Genomic DNA, 17,139 nt, shown 5'->3' with positions numbered 1-17,139 from the left:
CCTCATATCCTTTTCATCAGCATCGACAGCTCTTTCGCCTCTAACATCCAAAACGCTTTCCTAAAATAGTTTGTCTGGCCTTGTAACCTTACTCCAATTGCAGATGTACACTCAACGACACCAATCGCAGGTTCAGCATAACAATGTAATGACTCTAAACTACCAACTCTTTTAATTGGTTTCGTCAGTGGTAAATAGCCGAACATAGTTGGACACAGTGAAGGGCTTTTATCCAGTAAAAACAGAAGATCACTAATATTTTTAAAAGAGTGTTTGGTCGGCATTATCCATTTTCCGGAAGCAGGTAATGTTCTTATTTTTTCGAAAAGCTCTGTTTCACATTGATAAAACTCGCACCACTCTCCAGGAGTGTTTAACTCGGGGGGATGCATTACACCTCCAGCGAAGTTTGCCGGGAAACTCGCTTTCAACATTTCAGTTCGGGAGTCTAAGAGAGCCAAATCATCTTCAAATCCATCAATATGAATGACAAGATCAAAGACCAAGTCGCAATGCCGATTATCCAGTATTCCAGGGCGCCTAAATTGATTTTCCCGCAGCCCCTGCATTCTTAATTCAGGGACCTTTTTTCCTTTAACGGCTGAATACTGACGAATAAACCACGAAAAAGACGTCATCCGAAGTTTAGTGCCAAGTCTTTCATTTAATCGACGTTGAAAGTTATGCATCATCCCCCAGACTGCAGTAAGGGAGGGAACGCCTACACAATAAGGATTTGATAAAGCTTGAGCATCAAAAACTCGAATGTCTTTCAAATACAAATAGCGCTGGATATTCTCAGCATCAATAGCTCTATGCTCAAGTGGCTGTTGATTCGCCAACTGATTAAGAAGCCAATGCAAACCGTTTCGAAGGATGGGCATCAGTTTCTGGTGAAAGGCATATTGGCTGGTCATTTTTGAGTTAGACAATACCGTATTTAAAAGACCAAGTAGAGGCCTAAGCAACTCAGGTAATTGTCCATTTTCTAATGATAGAAATTGATATTCTAATGAACCACTTATAGTCTCAAGCTCGCTTAGAATAAACCTCCCATCTGTCACCTCTAACCGCCATTCCAGCATCGGGGCAAGCCATTCGGTTAACGTAGTTCTTATCTGCCTAAGAGCGGCTACTTTTTGGTGCCTGCGCTGCTTTAATGCAAGCGCTGATCCACTTGATAGCAGGGTTTCGACGACCTTTACAAAGTCAGAACGAGACAAGGCATTATGATTTAGTACTGGTTTGCCAGCTAGCACTCTTGAAAGATGGCTGTCGCTTAATCCGTGGTATTTTTGACTAATACGAGGCGGATAATTCAATACTTGAATATTGCCGCCAAGGGATGCAACCAGCTCGCTTACCGATGCAGGACGGGTGAATTCAACTTTGGTGAATTTACCATGCTTATTGATTGCAGCTTGCTGCAGTCCAGACTGAAGGGCGTGGCTGATAACAGGTGTAATTGCCACATATCCATCATGGTATGGCATTCGAACTTGTGTTGAGTACTTATCGACGACATCTGGGCTGAACTGCTCAGGTAGGAAGCTCTTCACCCTGACGCAAACATCTATAAATTGTTTAACTGACATCCCAAGATTATGAAAAGCACCTTTCCAATGTGTTTGCGCCTCGCTCAGTAAAAGCGCAAGACAGGTTACTTTGCCATGCCAAATAAAATGACAACCAAAAAATTTAGATAAATTAACTTTGGCGCTGTCGTGTGACCAGCCTAACGTGGGCTGGCAATTGGCGCTGCTCAAAATACTAGGATGTAATAGTGGGCTTGCTGCTACAAGATTTTGCTTGCTGACACGGATGTCTGGGTATTTTAAATTATGAGTATGAAACCACTGTACTTCGCTAATGCAACCATCGATATGAGACTGATCGTTTAAAGTCTTTTTTGCTAACTTTACATCCAATAAATCGTCAACCTTAGCTTTTGGATAGGTCAGGTTCACTAAAATAGTCAGCGCTGATTTTTCCTCGCCGGTCACATCTATCAATTCGGTATAAGCAGAAAATGCACGCCTTAGAGCTTGGTTACGTGTTGGAATATCATCAATATCAAGCAATGAACGAAGCTGTAAGTTTTTTACCATGCTGATAAGTACATCCCCTGTCGTTCATTACCAAAGCTATTTTTATACTCGATTACCTGCCTTAGATAAAACACGCCTTTATAGGGTTCTATCCGCTGTGCCATCTTTTGTCTGAAAGACGACGTCAGTATTCCATCCTGATAAAGTCGATAAACTTGCTCATGGGTTGTCGCAAGTATAACCGCTGTTTCTGAGATGCTAATTAGCATATCTGCCACGTTTGGCTTTTTCGTTTTTGGATGCGCATCAACCAGCTTTTGCAAATAACATATTACAGCAGCATAAATAAAATGCGGTTCCTTATCTTCCGGTTCAAGGCATCGTGAATGCAGAATTAGTTCACCAAAAATAGAGCGAAATTCTGTATGGTTAAAAAGATTAATCAACCTGTATTCAGCACCTTGAGTTATTGCATCCAGTTCTTGATAGAAATTTTCAGGCCAGCTGCCGTAATACTCAATTGCGTTCTCAAAGGAATAGCAATGGCTCTCTCGATAACGCTTTTGATGCCAAAGCAGTGCAGCAAGGCGGTGAGTAGAAGATGATTGAATGAGCAGAGTGTTTTTTGAGGAGGCATCACTGCTAATAAGGCTGTGCGCTAAAATGAGTTCTGCTTTTGCAGCCGCTACAATTGCTACTTTTGAAAGCTCAAGCCCACACAAACAATGAGTAATAGACTCATTTTCAATGTAGTTGATCGGCGTCTGGCATTCTGGGCATCGATGCAACAGTTCACATCTGTGCTTAACGCAAGCGTTATAGGGTGTTAAATGCCAAACCTGCCTAATATAGTGCTCTTCTTTTAAGCAAAGAGGACAAACAGGTAGGCTTTCAAGGTTGTCCTCATTTGCATATCGTATAAAGCTCAGAGGTATGTCTACACCATAACGATGAACAGCAGTAGCGCCACCTGAAAATGTTCGGTTAGATCTAAACAGCGCTATTTTTTGTAGTTCATGAGGGGGTAAGCCAAGCAGCGACTCAATCAATTTTAAAGCCCGCATCCTAAAGTGGCTGTTATGTTTGGCATGGTAAATATTGAGTCGCTTTAGATCTATTGGGAAAGCACCATGTGCTTCGAAGTCGAGCTCATGAAGCTCTTCTCTGATAGCAATGCTAAGTTGGTAGTATGAATCAAAATAATTTTCAGCCACAACGCGGAGTAAATAGCTTTCAAGGGACTCGTCATTATGAGCACGTGCTTTAGGGGAAAATAAAAATGCCATTACTCATCCTCAAGCTAAATAGTGATTAATTAAGTGACCCGGCCTTCTAAATAGCTTCTTACAACCTTAGCTCCTTCAGAATGTTGTCGAATAATTAACTCAAAACCAGAGAAATTTTGAAGTTCTGAATTAGGTTTTAATATCCAGGCATTTGCTTGAACAGGCTTCGGAAAGATTTGATGCAGTAGCTTGTAGATTGCCATCAAGTGCGACACAAGCACTAATAAATCTGGCTGCTCAGAATTTAAATTACCTGACATCCAATCTTCAAATTGCTCGTCCTCTAAAGATGGAAAAAGCTTTCTGGACTGCTCAGCCGGTAATTGCCATTCATTTGCGATATGCCGAAAGAGCTTTAGGGCGACAGCATTGGTATTTACTGATAGCTTATTTTCTTCACTATTTATCATTAAGGGCTGATTTACTTTTCGACATCAATGTCACAAGTCCGTCGATAAAATTCTTGTCTGTTGAACATAACAGCCGAACCGCTTCCTCAGGATTATCGTTGATAACTGGGATAATTTGCGATGAGATCATGTTGCACATTTTGGCTGCAAATTGTAAACCTAGTTCTTCAGACTCGAACTGGCCTGCAAGTCTTAATGCTGCTTCTTTCACTACATCCATAGAAATGCTCCATCACATGAAATATCAAAGTTTGGCGGTTGATGATAATTAATCAATTACCTTTTGAGCGTTGATAAAATCCAACACCTTTTGTTGTTGCTCAGTACTTAGCTTATGAAATGACATCAGTAACTTGGCCATTTCTTCAGAGTCGCAATAGAAATAGGCTACGGGAACGTCTAACTCCTCTGCTAGCTTTTTGGCCATATCGTAGTCAGGCATGTGCCGGCCAGTCTCGTAATGATTCATGCGACTGCTAGCAGTATTAATGTCGAGTCCAATACGCATGCCAAGCTCTTTTTGTGTGAGGGCTTTCGCCTTTCTGGCTTGTTTAAGTCTAATTGGGAAAGGTGTATGTGATGCCAAAGGATGTTCATTTTCTGATACCGGAAGACTTAGATTGTCTTAGTTTTTGATAGTAGAGTATACTTAGGAATCCTAAGTTTTGCTATATCCGATCCGCATCCATAACTGTCAGGAAAATGTAGTATGTCAGTTCGTAAAACGTTGCTTGCTCTTATTCACCAGCATCGACTAGATAATTTCACGATTAGCGACTTAAAATCGTTATGCACAGGCCTTTTAACAGCTACCTCAAGTAAGCACCTGGGTATCAAAATCTATAAGCAGGTATGGGTGCTGAGTCAAGAAGGTGTATTAACAGTAAGCAAACATCCGACAGAACCTCAGAAAAATACTTACTCATTGAGTGACAATGGCCAACAGTTAGCAGAAACCATGAGCACCGCTGCAATTCCAGCAGAAATTAAAACAAAGCCGGGGTTGGAGGCGTTGCAACGAAAGCTTAATGATTACAGCACTGCCCTTGCATCTGCCAGTGCAGAGGCACAGGAGTATCAGGAGCTTTCTCGGGAATTCCCAGAACTCAAACATTCTCTTCAGTCAAAATTCATGTCCGCAAAAGAACGTGCTGTTATGTATCAGGGGCGACTGTCTGCAATTGAGAGCGTTCTGCAGGATTTTAAATAATGCAGCTACGTCATTGGCAAAAAGAGTGCGCATCATTGGCACTTCAAAAGTTTCAGCGTCGGCAAAAGCACTTTATGGCATTGGCGACACCCGGTGCTGGTAAAACAGTAATGGCTGCGATCGTTGCAAAACGCTTGTTTGATGCCAATGAAATTGACTATGTAGTGTGTTTTGCCCCCTCAGTTGCCGTGCTTAATAGCATGCGCACAACATTTTCTTCAGTATTAGCTAAGCCTATGCATGGGCAACTAGGCGCCGCCGGCGGAGTTTATACATACCAATACCTTGCGAGCAGTAAGACAGCTGACTGGAGCTTTTTGACAACAAGCCGGGTGTTAGTGGTTTTTGATGAAATTCATCACTGTGGTGGTGATGAGCCAGAATTAGCCAACGCCTGGGGACGAGAGGTTCTGCGCAGTTTGGGTAGTCAAGCAAAGTACATACTGTCGATGACTGGCACGCCATGGCGCAGTGATCTGGCGCCAATTACTCTGGCGAGCTATATCGACCCAGATAAGACGATTCACTGTGACTATGTCTATGGCATTGCCGACGCTATAAATGATGGTGTATGCCGGCTGCCGGAAGTCGTGTTGATCGACAATGATAAGTTGCAGGTAAACGAGGAAACCTACGGTTCGCTTAAATCAGCAATAGAGCATTCTGAGCTCAGGTACTCAGAGCTCCTCGCAGACAGTCAGGCTTTAAGCCATCTGCTAACAATAGCAGTGCAGCAACTTTACATCGCAAGACAAGGGCAGCCCAACGCAGCAGGTTTAGTTGTCGCAAGTTCAGTACGAGAGGCCAGGCGAATAAAACACATATTACATAGTGAGTTTAATCAGACTGCGGTAATGGTCAGCTACCGGGAGCCATCTCCCCAAGCCGTTATTGAAAACTTCAGAACTTCCGATACTCAATGGATAGTCAGTGTATCAATGGTGTCTGAAGGCACAGATATCCCTCGACTGCGAGTATGCGCACATCTTAGTTTGGTAAGAACCGAATTATTTTTTCGCCAGGTACTTGGTCGGGTTCTGCGATTAATGCCGGGGATAGCAAACAATAAGGCATGGTTGATAAGCTTCGCTGAAAAATCGCTGCTTGAGTTTGCTCAGCGACTGCAGCAAGACATCCCGGAAGAAATAATTCGCTTTGAAAAGATTGAGTCTCCAGATAATTCCAATGCGCTTGTGAATGCAGAGTCGGGCTTCAACGCCGGCCAGCCCAATAAAATTAATGCTTTAGGCGAGAGTTGGCATTGCTATTCTGAATCAACCCAAGATACCGTTGCCAATTCTGCATTGCTATTTAGCCTAAAGGGCAGTTACAGACAGCAGGTGTTTTCAATATTCTAAAAATTGGTGCAATCGGCTTTCCAGCGCTGGATACTTAAGAGGACATATGAGCTTTCAAGTTATGCTTGTTGAAAACAACCTCCTGCCACTACCAGATAAGCTTTGCACTGAACTTGGTATAGACGTCGGTGATATTTTAATTTTTGAAATTGCTGACGATCGCACAGCATTGGTAGCGAGGAAGCACACAGATCAAACCCTTGATGATGAACAGCTTGCGTCAGCCCGAAACCTGGCACGAGTCATATCTTATAAAACAGAATAGAAGTTAATCGCGTGAATGAAGGAATTTACATGGCACTGCCACCACTAACAAATGATCAAGAGCACGCCGCTGCGCTCGACCGTATTGAGTTGCTTCTGGAAGCTGAACATGGCACTCCAGAAGGCGATGAATTCGACGAATTAGTGCAAATTATCAAGGAGTATGAGGATATTCACTACCCGATGCCCTAAAAGCAAACTGTAAAACCAGTACTTAATTGAATTAGTCCAAAACTACAACATCAAGTAGCTCACCGAAGTGGGACATTGCATCTTTGAAGTCAGTGCATGGCAGGCCTACCTGATACCAGTTATTACAGACATAGCCCGGTAGCATTAGTAATATTTTCTTACTCGCATCATCAGTTTTAAATTTTGCCAAGGTCGTTAAATCGTGACCTGCATCTCTCCATATCCGCAGCATCGCTATTGCCTGTTCATCTGATAAAAATTGCACACTCATGCAAATAACCAATGTTCGTTAATAAATAGTTAAAGCTTAGACTTGGAAGGTCTTGACGTAAAGTCTTTACCAGGACCTTTAAAAAGCAGCACACTCTTTCCTAAAGCGTAGTAATAAAACCGAGTAGCGCCGTTGTCAGTCCGCAGGTATAATTTTCTCGAGGGCTTTGGAACATCACTGCAACTGCAGACCACCAGAGACGAACGAGTAACCCAGGCGAAAGCTTGGGTTTTTCATTTATTGCTTAACGGAAGTTATATAGCTGCTCTGTGCCAAAAGCTGACATTACTGGTTTAATCAGTCACAATTCAAAGTTGTTTTACATATTGTTAATGTTCACTAAAATAGTGACAGCAGTATCGAAAATAACTATGTCAGTGACAAGGTATGCACTTTGGGGCAGATCCATTTGAAGATCTGCACTTTAATGCACATTAAAGTGCAGAATAGAATCTATGTCTTATCATTATCTAATGTATGTAGTCTCTAAAGAGTACACTTAAGTTAAGCTTTAATTTAATAATCAGTGATATGCTTCGCGTATCTTATTTAGCGAGCGAGGATTGCTCTTTTCTTTCGCAGACTCATTATCTTAGTGATAGTAAATGAATAAAAAAATTAAACATGAGTACCAAATCAGCATGCGCTCAGCCATGGAGGCTGAACAAGTCAATGATTTAGACAATGCGTTTAAGTCTCTTGAAAGAGCGCATATTTTAGGGCAGAGATATTTTATACCGCATATAGCGACGCACTGGCAGATGTTGCGGATTGGGCTTAAACGCAATGATAATCGCGAGGTTATTGGTCAGATCGTCCGTTTGATAGCAACGGTTCCGGGTTTTATATTTGGTTGGGTTCCAAGGGGAAATCCTGGTGGGGCGAATATCTCTGCTTTAAAGCCAGTGCCCTTGCCAGCTGACTTGCAACCCTTGCTAGCTGACAGCCCCATTTGGCGGGACGTCTTAATACGCCTGACTATTTACGCGGTTATCGTTTTAATCGTATTGGCATAAACACCCATCTTATTGCCAAAACGTTCGAAAGCCTGCTTCGCTGAGCATTGGGCTACAGCGAAGCAGATTAATGATTATTCCGTTTGCTGTTTGCGGCTATCGTTTTTGTGTACCAAATGATATAGCACTGGCAATACCAGCAAGGTCAGTAAGGTTGACGAGATAATACCGCCAATCACCACTGTCGCCAGCGGACGCTGCACTTCAGCACCGGTGCCAATATTAATCGCCATCGGTACAAAGCCAAGGCTCGCGACCAAAGCGGTCATTAGCACAGGGCGCAACCGGGTAAGCGCGCCTTCCGTTATCGCAAGCAGCAAGTCACCTTTTTCACGCCAGAGATCGCGAATAAAGCTCAGCATCACCAGGCCGTTCAGCACCGCCACACCTGATAAGGCGATAAAGCCAATGCCGGCAGAGATTGATAAAGGCATCCCCCTCAAGTACAACGCCAGCACGCCACCGGTAAGCGCCAACGGCACACCGCTGAAGATAATCAGCGCATCTTTTAATGACGCAAAAGCCATCACCAGAATACCTAAAATCAGCAGCAACGTAACAGGCACCACTATGCTAAGGCGCTGACTTGCTGACTCCAATTGCTCAAAAGTACCGCCATAATCCAGCCAGTAACCGGCTGGTAATGCAACGTCGCGGTTGATTTGGGCCTTTACCTCTTCTACAAAACTGCCAAGGTCTCGCCCACGCACATTCGCGGTTACCACTACCCGGCGTTTGCCATTTTCACGACTAATTTGTGCCGGCGCAGGCGATAAATCTAAGGTAGCCACTTCCTGCAACGGCACAAAGTCCCCATTTGGCAATGGCACCGGCAACACTGCCAGTTTGTCCAGATCGCGACGCAGGGTTTCCGGCAAGCGCACTATCAGCTCAAAGCGTCTGTCACCTTCATACAGAATACCGGCCGACGTACCACCAATTGCCGCTGCTACCCAATCCTGTAGTTCAACCACATTTAAGCCGTAACGGGCAAGCGCGGTTCGATTGGGGATCACCGACAAGGTTGGCAAACCAGTGACTTGTTCGACTTTAGTATCCGCAGCACCTTGCACCTTGTTGACCGCTTGCAGAATTTGATTAGCGCTTGTAACCAGCTGATCTAAATCATCACCAAATACCTTAATACCCAGATCTGCCCGTACACCGGAAATCAGTTCATTAAAACGCATCTGAATAGGTTGGGTAAATTCATAGTTATTGCCAGGCAATGTCGCCAAAGCAGCTTCCATTTCAGTGACCAATTGGGCTTTGGTTTTATCCGGATTGGGCCATTCACTGCGCGGTTTTAATATCACAAAGTTGTCAGCCACATTGGGTGGCATCGGATCGGTCGCCACTTCTGCCGTACCAATTCTGGCAAACACTTTATCAACCTCAGCAAAGGTTTTGATCTTCTGCTCCAGAATTTCCTGCATTGCAACGGCTTGTTCTAAGCCGGTGCCCGGAATACGCATGGCATGTAAAGCGATATCGCCCTCATCAAGCTGAGGCACAAACTCCGATCCCAGGGTGGTGGCCAGCCACAGACACACACCAACCAGAGCACTGGCCAAACCGATGACCAGAGCGCGCCATTTCAGTGCCAGCGCTAATAGCGGTGCGTACAAGGTTTTAGCGCTTCTGATAACCGCACTTTCTTTTTCACTGATTTTACCATTTAAGAACACCGCCACAGCGGCTGGTACAATCGTCAGTGACAACACCATGGCGGATAACAGCGCAATAACGACAGTCGCTGCCATAGGATGAAACATTTTACCTTCGACACCGGTCAGCGAAAAAATAGGGATATACACTATGGTAATGATGGCCACACCGAACAAACTGGGCCGGATAACCTCTGCTGTTGCCAGATACACTGTATTTAAGCGCTCTCTCAGCGGTTGGATACTGCCGTTGTGTTGTGCCTGTGCCAGGCGGCGAACCGCATTTTCGACAATAATCACCGTGCCATCAACAATTAAGCCAAAATCCAGCGCACCCAGGCTCATCAGGTTGGCAGAAACGCCGGCTTGTACCATGCCGGTAATGGTCATCAGCATTGATAGCGGGATCACTGCCGCAGTGATTAACGCTGCCCGCAGGTTACCCAGCAGGATAAACAACACTACGATCACCAATAATGCGCCTTCCAGCAGGTTTTTACTGACGGTTGCAATGGCTTTATCCACTAAGGTGGTGCGGTCATATACTGCTTCAGCAATAACACCCTCTGGCAGAGAGCTTTTGCTCTGCTCCAGCTTTTGCGCCACATCCCGTGCCACTGTGCGTGAGTTTTCACCAATTAACATCATGGCTGTACCCAGCACCGCTTCTTTGCCATCCTGAGTTGCCGCACCGGTTCGCAGCTCTTTGCCAATGGCAACGTCGGCAACGTCACTCAGCTTTACCGGTATTGTGTCGTATTGCGTAATAATGACATTGGCAATGTCATCCAGTGAGGTTAACTGACCGGGCGAGCGTACCAGCAGTTGCATGCCTTCACGTTCAATATAACCAGCGCCTCTGTTGTCATTGTTGGCTTGCAGGGCCAGCTCAATATCCTTAATACTCAGGCCATAATTAAGCAGTTTCAGTGGGTCGGGTAACACATGGTATTGCTTGTTATAGCCGCCAATACTGTTTACTTCCACCACACCTTTAACTTGTGCCAGCTGAGGTTTTATTATCCAGTCCTGAATTTCCCGCAGTGCCATGGCATCGTAAGGTGAACCATTTTGTTGCAGTGCACCCGGTTTGGCCTGCACGGTATACATAAAGATTTCACCAAGCCCGGTTGAAATAGGGCCCATTTCAGGCTCTATGCCCTCAGGCAACATATCCTTGATAGCGCCCAACCGGGTGTTGATTAGATTGCGGGCAAAGTAGATGTCCGTGCCTTCTTCAAATACCACCGTTACCTGTGACAAGCCATAACGAGACAAAGAACGGGTATAACTTAAATTGGGTAAGCCATACAGGGCAGTTTCTACCGGATAGGTAATACGCTGCTCGGCCTCAAGTGGCGAATAACCCGGTGCTGCGGTGTTTATTTGTACCTGAACGTTAGTAATATCCGGCACTGCATCAATCGGTAACTGTTGGTAGCTCCAGCTACCAATGGCAATAATCAACAGTGTCAGCGTTAAAAATAGATACCGCCTCGCAATAGCCAGGCGCAACATGGATTCAATCATAGTGCCCCCTTAATGCGCGTGCTCGGCTTCAGATTTCTCAATATCCGCTTTTAACAGATAGCTATTTGTCGTGACATACCACTGGCCGGGCTTTAAACCGGCAATCACTTCGACATAATCCATGTCGCTACGGCCAAGCTGTAATGGGGTAAAGGCATATTCGCTATTGTTTTTTACGAAGACTCCGCTTTTATTGTCCAGTATTTGAATGGCCGACTTTTTAACGGCAAGCTCAACGTTGAATTCACCGCTTATTACAGCACCCTCGATTAATTGCCCGGACGACAGTTTACCGTCACGGTTATCCAGCTTAACTCTGGCCAGTTGATAGGGCTGGGTTAATGACGGAATGATATGCGCAATTACGCCGTTAATCTCAGTGTCAGCGGCCATAATGACCACTGTTTGTCCTGTCGCGACAGCAACTTGTTGTGATGGGTACACGCGAAAATCGGCCCACAGGCTGCCAAAATCAGCAATGCTGAACAGCGTCTGCTGCTGTGCGATTTCACCAACATTGGCGCTGCGCTGAATAACAACGCCGTCAATTGGTGCTTTAATGGCATAGGTATTTAAGCTCTCATTTGACTCGACAACGGCCAGCACATCGCCTGCTTTTACGCTGTCACCCAGTGAGAATTTCACCGAGGTAAGAAGACCGGGAAAACGGGCATTAACATGGCTTATGCGGTTTGGATCAGCACTAAGCTTGCCATAAACCACCTGATGTTGGCGTAATAACTGGCTGTCAGCACGATCAGTGACAATATTTACCGCCGTAGCCATATCATCACTAATGCGGCTGCTTAGGGTTTCATTGTGTTCATGCTCGTCGTTTTCGTCGTGCCCTTCATGCTCATTGTGTTCTTCATGTTCTTCATGTTCTTCGTTCTCGCCGTGTTTTTCGTGCTCTTCATTTTTCTTAGCGTCAGATTGCGGTTTTACCGCTTGCTCTTTGGCATGGACATGCGCATGTTCTTGCTCATTGGCAGCCATTACTTGCATCGGCATCAGCCAGGCTGCAATAAACATTGCCAGTGTTAGATGTGACTTCATAATGCTATCTTCCTGTATATTCTGTTTGCCACGTCGCACAGTTAATGAAGTGCGGCACCGGGGCAATAATCTTGTCAGTTACTGCGTTACCGGCTCGGCGGTAAGCTGTTCAATCGTCGCCTGGCTCAATAGCACCGCAGTGGCGGTTTCCAGTATTTGTCTTTTTGCCTGCAACAATTCTTGCTGGGCATTAAGCCAATCTTGATAATTTGAGCGCCCGCGCTGGTATGCATCACGCGTAAGATCCAGCGCTTGTTCCAGGTTGGGGATCACGTACTGCGCCAACTGTTGGTGACTGGTAATGAATTGCTGCCGTTGCGAGTAGGCATCAAACAAGCGTTCATGCAGGATCAGTAAGCTATCCTGCTGCCGATACTCGACATTGTTTCGCTCTGCCAGCGCAGCTTCGATGGCTGCACTATTGCGACGTTCAGCAAATAATGGCACTGAGATACCAAAGGTAAGGCCTGTATCGTCACTGGCCTGATAGCGTCTTACCCCTACTTGCCAACTCAGATCTGCGCGGTTTTGGCTTTGCGCCAGTCGCACTTCAGCGTCTTTTAACCGACGTTCAGAGGCAAAAATGGTTAACGCCGGCGATTGTTGCAGCCGCTGATACAGCTCGGCAAAAGGGCGGCTTTGACCAAAAGCAAACAAATTACCTGCCACAACGTTAAAGTTGGCGCTGGTATCACCCCAAAAACGTGCTATGGCTATTTTTTGCCGCTCAATGCGCTGCAACAGGGCGTCCCGCCCGATCTGAACCTGAGCCAGTTGCGCCTTTGCCCGCATGATTTCAGCATCTGACAAGGCACCGCTGGCGGCACGTTTTTCTGCGCTTTGCAGCAGGGCTTCTGAGAGCTCTACTGCCTCTTCTGTCAGTGTCAATTCCTGCTGGCTGGCCAATAGATTAATATAATTGCGGGTAAGTTCGGCCAGCACATCGAGGGTTTGCGCTTGTTGCTGCCAATCAAGAGTATTGAGCCTGGCGTCTACTACCGCAGCGCGCCACTGAGCTTTGTTATCCAGCTCTATCACGGAAGATAAGGCGACTGTCAGCTCAGCACCGGCCAGCCCTCTGGCCTCTCCGGTGCCCGCAACGTTCTCAAGCTCTACACCGAGTTGATAACCGGGTTTAAGGCTTTGCACATCACGCTCTGCCAGCAGTCGCTGTTGGGTAAATTTAAACTGATGCAGCTGCGGGTTGTGTTGCAGTGTTTTATCTATTGCCTGTTGTAATGTCAGTGCTTGCGGCTCGGCACATAGCGGAAGCGCGCAAAATACCGCCGCCAGTATTGCTGGCAGCATTAGTGTCATACGCATGGGTATGCTCCTGAAAGTTAATCGTTAATAAAAAGGATAAACAAGCAGGATCAGATATTTGGCGGCGGCACCGGTGGGCGATAGCTAATGAGGTTTAACCCTGGTTGGGTAGCGGCTATAACGCTGTCACGGAAGTTAAGCACCTCCATGCCCTGAAAAAAAGCGATATAGCAGGTGACATGAGCATGATTACTGTGTTCGTCGGTATCATGCTCAGAGTTATGTTCAACGTTATGTGCAGTGACTTGCTCACTGCTTACGTCGAAAAGGGTATCTGAGTGGCAGTGTTCATGTTGCAGGTCAGTGTAGGTATGGGCATGATCGGGCAAATGCATAACTAACGCATCACAGGCCATCACGGCATGATTCAGCATAGTCAGCAACAGTAATAATAAGCCTGATGTACGACCTAACATAAATCCCTCAGTAAGTTAGCGCTATGGTAGCGCTATTGCGACTTAACAACAAGCTACGCTTTTAGCTGTAAAATCCTGCGCGCACCATTGAGTACAACTAATCCAATGATGAACCCTATTACCAGATCCGGATAGCGTGACCCGGTCCAGGTGACTAATAATCCGGCCAAAATCACCCCTGCATTTGCGATAACGTCATTTGCAGAAAAAATCCAACTGGCTTTCATATGCGCGCCGCTTTCTTTTTGTTGATGAATTAACGAAAGACAGATCACATTAGCAACCAAAGCAATAGCGCCCATAATTAACATCAACGTCGACACAGGCTCGCTACCAAACAGGTAGCGCCGTATCACCTCACTGATCACCCCTAAGGCTAAAGCCAATTGCAGCCAGCCGGCAAGCTGTGCGGCGTTTAATTGAACCTTGCTACTACGCCCGACTGCGTATAGCGCAACCCCGTATACCGCTGCATCGGCAAACATATCCAGAGAGTCAGCTATTAACCCGGTTGATTGGGCCAGCCAACCGGTCACAAACTCTACTGCAAACATCACCGCGTTAATGCCCAGCAACCACTTTAAAATTAACCCCTCACGCTGCGAACCTGATGCTGTGGATTGTCTGGCCTGCGTTACCTCTTCGTGTTTCACCGGCCCGGTCTTTGTCAGCGATGCGCCCAGCCCTAAGCTGTGCATTTTTGGTGTAATTTCATTGGCATTAACTGTGTGAAAAACGCGAACCTGCCGTTGTGGGATATCAAACTGTAACAGAACACCAGGCTCAACTGTTTCCAGCGCCATACGGATCAAACGCTCTTCGGCAGGGCAGTCCATTTTAGGCACCCTAAATTCACTAAGGTAGGCATATTTTGCATGCTTATCAGGTGCATCAACGGCGCTATTTTCACTGTTGCCCGTTTCGCTACACTTATCATTGGAACAGCATTTTGGATTCATAACCGATAAACCTTGGGTTGTTATGGAACATAGTTTAAAGTCTATAGTAACTATAGAGTCAATAGGCCGCAGCATGATAATAAAAATTGGTGAGCTGGCAAAAATCTCCGGCTGTTCTGTTCAAACTATCCGTCACTATGACAAGGAGCAGCTTCTTTCGGCGAAAATACGTAGTGATGGCAATTTTCGTCTCTATGATCAGGCCGACATCGAGCGACTGCTATTTATTAAACACTGCCGGAGTTTAGATCTGAGTTTGGCAGAAATTCGTCAGTTACTGAGTTTGAATGACTCGCCAATGTCGCAGTGTGATGATGTCAATCAGATGATTGAACAGCATATCGAACAGGTAGAACGTCGCATAGCGGATTTAACGCAGCTTAATAAACAACTAAAGGCTTTACGTCTTAGCTGCAACTCGAAGCGCACGGTAGAGCACTGTGGTATTTTAAAACAACTGAATGAAGCCGTTAGTCAAACCAACTAAGTTGTTATCAGCAATAAATAGGTGAGTCTTAATGCACCAGCACAACCATTCACATATCAAAGACGACAGCGACAACCGGATCGCTATGGCTTTTTTTCTTAATGTGGGTTTCACCATAATTGAGTTTATCGGCGGTTGGTTAACCAACAGCACAGCAATTATGGCAGATGCAGTGCATGACCTGGGTGATAGCTTATCTATTGGCAGTGCATGGCTGTTGAACCGGCTTGGCCGAAAGTCTGCAAACCGACAATTTACTTACGGCTACCGCAGATTGTCATTGTTTGGCGCCTTAATTAACGGCTTGGTATTGATTGCCGGATCGGTTTGGGTACTGACTGAGGCAATACCGCGGCTGGCTAACCCGGTAATGCCAGTGACAGAGGGAATGCTGGCTTTAGCTGTGCTGGGTGTTGCAGTCAATGGCTTTGCCGCTTACCGCTTGAGTAAAGGAAATACACTGAATGAAAAAGTGCTGAATTGGCATTTGCTTGAAGACGTTCTTGGGTGGGTTGCAGTTTTGGTTGTGGCTATTGTGTTGCAATTTGTGGATTGGCCTATCCTTGACCCTTTGCTTTCTATTGGTTTCACCTTATTTATTTTGGTTAATGTTTTACGAAACCTCAGCACAACTGCGCGTTTATTTCTGCAAGCCGCGCCAGACAGCAAATTGCAAAATGAAATCCAAGATACTTTGCTGAAGATTGATGAGTTAGACAGCATTCATCACCTGCATCTCTGGTCGCTTGATGGTGAACATCATGTACTCACCGCACATGTGGTAACCAATGCCAGCAAGGCATTTACTGCAAACCATTATGCCGATATTAAGCTGCGTATTGCTAACGCATTGGAGCAGTTTGATTTAGCACATACCACGATAGAACTGGAGTTAACACAAGAACATTGTCGGGATGAAGTCCCGGATAAGGTGCAGTGAAGTGACCGTCATTACAACGTTAGGTTTATTTATCATTACTGCAATAGCAGAAATTGTCGGTTGCTATTTGCCTTACTTGTGGCTGAAAAAAGGAGCTTCAGCCTGGGTGCTGTTACCTGCTGCAATCAGTCTGGCATTATTTGCCTGGTTGTTAACGCTTCACCCAACGGCTGCTGGACGTGTTTACGCGGCTTATGGCGGAGTATACGTGACAATAGCAATAGTCTGGTTGTGGGGAGTAGATGGCATTCAACCACACCGCTGGGATCTGGCTGGCGTCGGGCTAATGCTCGCAGGCATGGCAGTGATAATGTTTGCGCCGAGATAAACAATTTGTTTTGAGCACGGTATTACTAGAAGAAAGACTTGGGTACTTTTGTCATTTATATCAATGGTCTTTTGAGCAGCAATTAAGAAATTTTCAGAATAAATTGTTTGTTAAATGTAAGCTTTATCTGAGGTGGTGATAGCAATAATTTATCTTTGTTGGTGACAAGGTATGTGCTTTGTCACTGATTCAGTTAAAAATCTGCACTTTAATCACTTTTAAAGTGCAAAATAAGTATGATTTCATTTTATTGACGTTAATGTCCGCTAATCGCTCTTAGTTGCCGTTAGAGACTTTCAGTCTGGCGGCTCAGTGCCAATTGCAGACATTCCAACTTTAAGGCTGTAAAGTCCGCTTTTAGGTGTTAGCAGAACGCAA

At 45.4% G+C, this 17,139-nt stretch carries 19 protein-coding genes; 8 read left to right on the top strand and 11 right to left on the bottom strand.

All coding sequences use genetic code 11. The features are described 5' to 3' along the window. Nucleotides 1–2 precede the first annotated feature (2 nt). From ACYVIC_RS07105 to ACYVIC_RS07085, 5 genes are read right to left on the bottom strand one after another with little or no spacing between them, the layout of a single operon-like run. The gene (locus tag ACYVIC_RS07105) at nucleotides 3–2,108 is read right to left on the bottom strand and encodes a type I-F CRISPR-associated protein Csy2 (protein WP_460858563.1); all 2,106 of its coding nucleotides are present in this window, start codon (nucleotides 2,106–2,108) and stop codon (nucleotides 3–5) included. Then, entirely contained in the window at nucleotides 2,102–3,334 is a 1,233-nt protein-coding gene (locus ACYVIC_RS07100) for a TniQ family protein (protein WP_460858561.1), read from the bottom strand. Before ACYVIC_RS07100 ends, ACYVIC_RS07105 begins: the two co-directional genes overlap by 7 nt. 29 nt (nucleotides 3,335–3,363) lie before the next feature. Further along, nucleotides 3,364–3,744 carry a hypothetical protein gene (locus ACYVIC_RS07095; RefSeq protein ID WP_460858560.1) on the bottom strand — a complete coding sequence of 127 codons (381 nt, stop codon included), beginning with the start codon at nucleotides 3,742–3,744 and terminating at the stop codon, nucleotides 3,364–3,366. Continuing rightward, the gene (locus tag ACYVIC_RS07090; protein ID WP_460858558.1) at nucleotides 3,734–3,964 is read right to left on the bottom strand and encodes a hypothetical protein; all 231 of its coding nucleotides are present in this window, start codon (nucleotides 3,962–3,964) and stop codon (nucleotides 3,734–3,736) included. The genes ACYVIC_RS07095 and ACYVIC_RS07090 overlap by 11 nt, the downstream gene beginning before the upstream one ends. Before the next feature lie 48 nt (nucleotides 3,965–4,012). After that, the gene (locus tag ACYVIC_RS07085; protein ID WP_460858557.1) at nucleotides 4,013–4,330 is read right to left on the bottom strand and encodes a helix-turn-helix domain-containing protein; all 318 of its coding nucleotides are present in this window, start codon (nucleotides 4,328–4,330) and stop codon (nucleotides 4,013–4,015) included. A 123-nt stretch (nucleotides 4,331–4,453) separates the two neighbouring features. Between ACYVIC_RS07085 and ACYVIC_RS07080 the strand changes: the two genes are divergently transcribed. The 4 genes from ACYVIC_RS07080 to ACYVIC_RS07065 are packed head-to-tail and all read left to right on the top strand — an operon-like array spanning nucleotide 4,454 to nucleotide 6,768. Continuing rightward, nucleotides 4,454–4,954, top strand: coding sequence for a hypothetical protein (locus ACYVIC_RS07080; protein WP_460858555.1), 501 nt, complete (start codon nucleotides 4,454–4,456; stop codon nucleotides 4,952–4,954). Then, nucleotides 4,954–6,312, top strand: coding sequence for a DEAD/DEAH box helicase (locus ACYVIC_RS07075; protein WP_460858553.1), 1,359 nt, complete (start codon nucleotides 4,954–4,956; stop codon nucleotides 6,310–6,312). The genes ACYVIC_RS07080 and ACYVIC_RS07075 overlap by 1 nt, the downstream gene beginning before the upstream one ends. Nucleotides 6,313–6,358: 46 nt before the next feature. Then, nucleotides 6,359–6,577: a hypothetical protein gene (locus ACYVIC_RS07070; protein WP_460858551.1), complete on the top strand. Its 219-nt coding sequence runs from the start codon at nucleotides 6,359–6,361 to the stop codon at nucleotides 6,575–6,577. Nucleotides 6,578–6,606: 29 nt separating this feature from the next. Then, nucleotides 6,607–6,768, top strand: coding sequence for a hypothetical protein (locus ACYVIC_RS07065; RefSeq protein ID WP_460858549.1), 162 nt, complete (start codon nucleotides 6,607–6,609; stop codon nucleotides 6,766–6,768). A 31-nt stretch (nucleotides 6,769–6,799) separates the two neighbouring features. On the opposite strand, the gene ACYVIC_RS07060 is transcribed toward ACYVIC_RS07065, so the two are convergent. Beyond that, nucleotides 6,800–7,039 carry a hypothetical protein gene (locus tag ACYVIC_RS07060; protein WP_460858548.1) on the bottom strand — a complete coding sequence of 80 codons (240 nt, stop codon included), beginning with the start codon at nucleotides 7,037–7,039 and terminating at the stop codon, nucleotides 6,800–6,802. A gap of 605 nt (nucleotides 7,040–7,644) precedes the next feature. Here ACYVIC_RS07060 and ACYVIC_RS07055 point away from each other — a divergent pair. Next, nucleotides 7,645–8,055, top strand: coding sequence for a DUF3703 domain-containing protein (locus ACYVIC_RS07055; protein ID WP_008985542.1), 411 nt, complete (start codon nucleotides 7,645–7,647; stop codon nucleotides 8,053–8,055). 74 nt (nucleotides 8,056–8,129) lie between these two features. On the opposite strand, the gene ACYVIC_RS07050 is transcribed toward ACYVIC_RS07055, so the two are convergent. The 5 genes from ACYVIC_RS07050 to ACYVIC_RS07030 form a co-directional block, all read right to left on the bottom strand. After that, a complete protein-coding gene (locus tag ACYVIC_RS07050) occupies nucleotides 8,130–11,252 on the bottom strand; it encodes an efflux RND transporter permease subunit (protein ID WP_460858546.1) in 3,123 nt (1,040 codons plus the stop codon). Nucleotides 11,253–11,261: 9 nt separating this feature from the next. Beyond that, a complete protein-coding gene (locus ACYVIC_RS07045) occupies nucleotides 11,262–12,308 on the bottom strand; it encodes an efflux RND transporter periplasmic adaptor subunit (protein WP_014611698.1) in 1,047 nt (348 codons plus the stop codon). Nucleotides 12,309–12,386: 78 nt separating this feature from the next. Beyond that, nucleotides 12,387–13,631: a TolC family protein gene (locus ACYVIC_RS07040; RefSeq protein WP_305976153.1), complete on the bottom strand. Its 1,245-nt coding sequence runs from the start codon at nucleotides 13,629–13,631 to the stop codon at nucleotides 12,387–12,389. A 50-nt stretch (nucleotides 13,632–13,681) separates the two neighbouring features. Beyond that, a complete protein-coding gene (locus ACYVIC_RS07035) occupies nucleotides 13,682–14,047 on the bottom strand; it encodes a hypothetical protein (RefSeq protein ID WP_008224341.1) in 366 nt (121 codons plus the stop codon). Nucleotides 14,048–14,100: 53 nt separating this feature from the next. Then, nucleotides 14,101–14,883, bottom strand: a complete 783-nt coding sequence (locus tag ACYVIC_RS07030) for a cation transporter (RefSeq protein ID WP_008224338.1) — start codon at nucleotides 14,881–14,883, stop codon at nucleotides 14,101–14,103. 196 nt (nucleotides 14,884–15,079) lie between these two features. Here ACYVIC_RS07030 and cadR point away from each other — a divergent pair, with 196 nt between their 5' ends. From cadR to ACYVIC_RS07015, 3 genes are read left to right on the top strand one after another with little or no spacing between them, the layout of a single operon-like run. Beyond that, nucleotides 15,080–15,493, top strand: a complete 414-nt coding sequence (gene cadR, locus ACYVIC_RS07025; RefSeq protein WP_008224336.1) for a Cd(II)/Pb(II)-responsive transcriptional regulator — start codon at nucleotides 15,080–15,082, stop codon at nucleotides 15,491–15,493. Nucleotides 15,494–15,524: 31 nt separating this feature from the next. Continuing rightward, the gene (locus tag ACYVIC_RS07020) at nucleotides 15,525–16,433 is read left to right on the top strand and encodes a cation diffusion facilitator family transporter (protein WP_132581479.1); all 909 of its coding nucleotides are present in this window, start codon (nucleotides 15,525–15,527) and stop codon (nucleotides 16,431–16,433) included. Further along, nucleotides 16,408–16,761 carry a YnfA family protein gene (locus tag ACYVIC_RS07015; RefSeq protein WP_049766853.1) on the top strand — a complete coding sequence of 118 codons (354 nt, stop codon included), beginning with the start codon at nucleotides 16,408–16,410 and terminating at the stop codon, nucleotides 16,759–16,761. The genes ACYVIC_RS07020 and ACYVIC_RS07015 overlap by 26 nt, the downstream gene beginning before the upstream one ends. The last annotated feature ends 378 nt before the right edge of the window (nucleotides 16,762–17,139 follow it).

Source organism: Rheinheimera gaetbuli, assembly GCF_054781935.1.
Note: the sequence above shows the minus strand (reverse complement) of the source record. Positions and strands in the feature narration are given on the sequence as shown.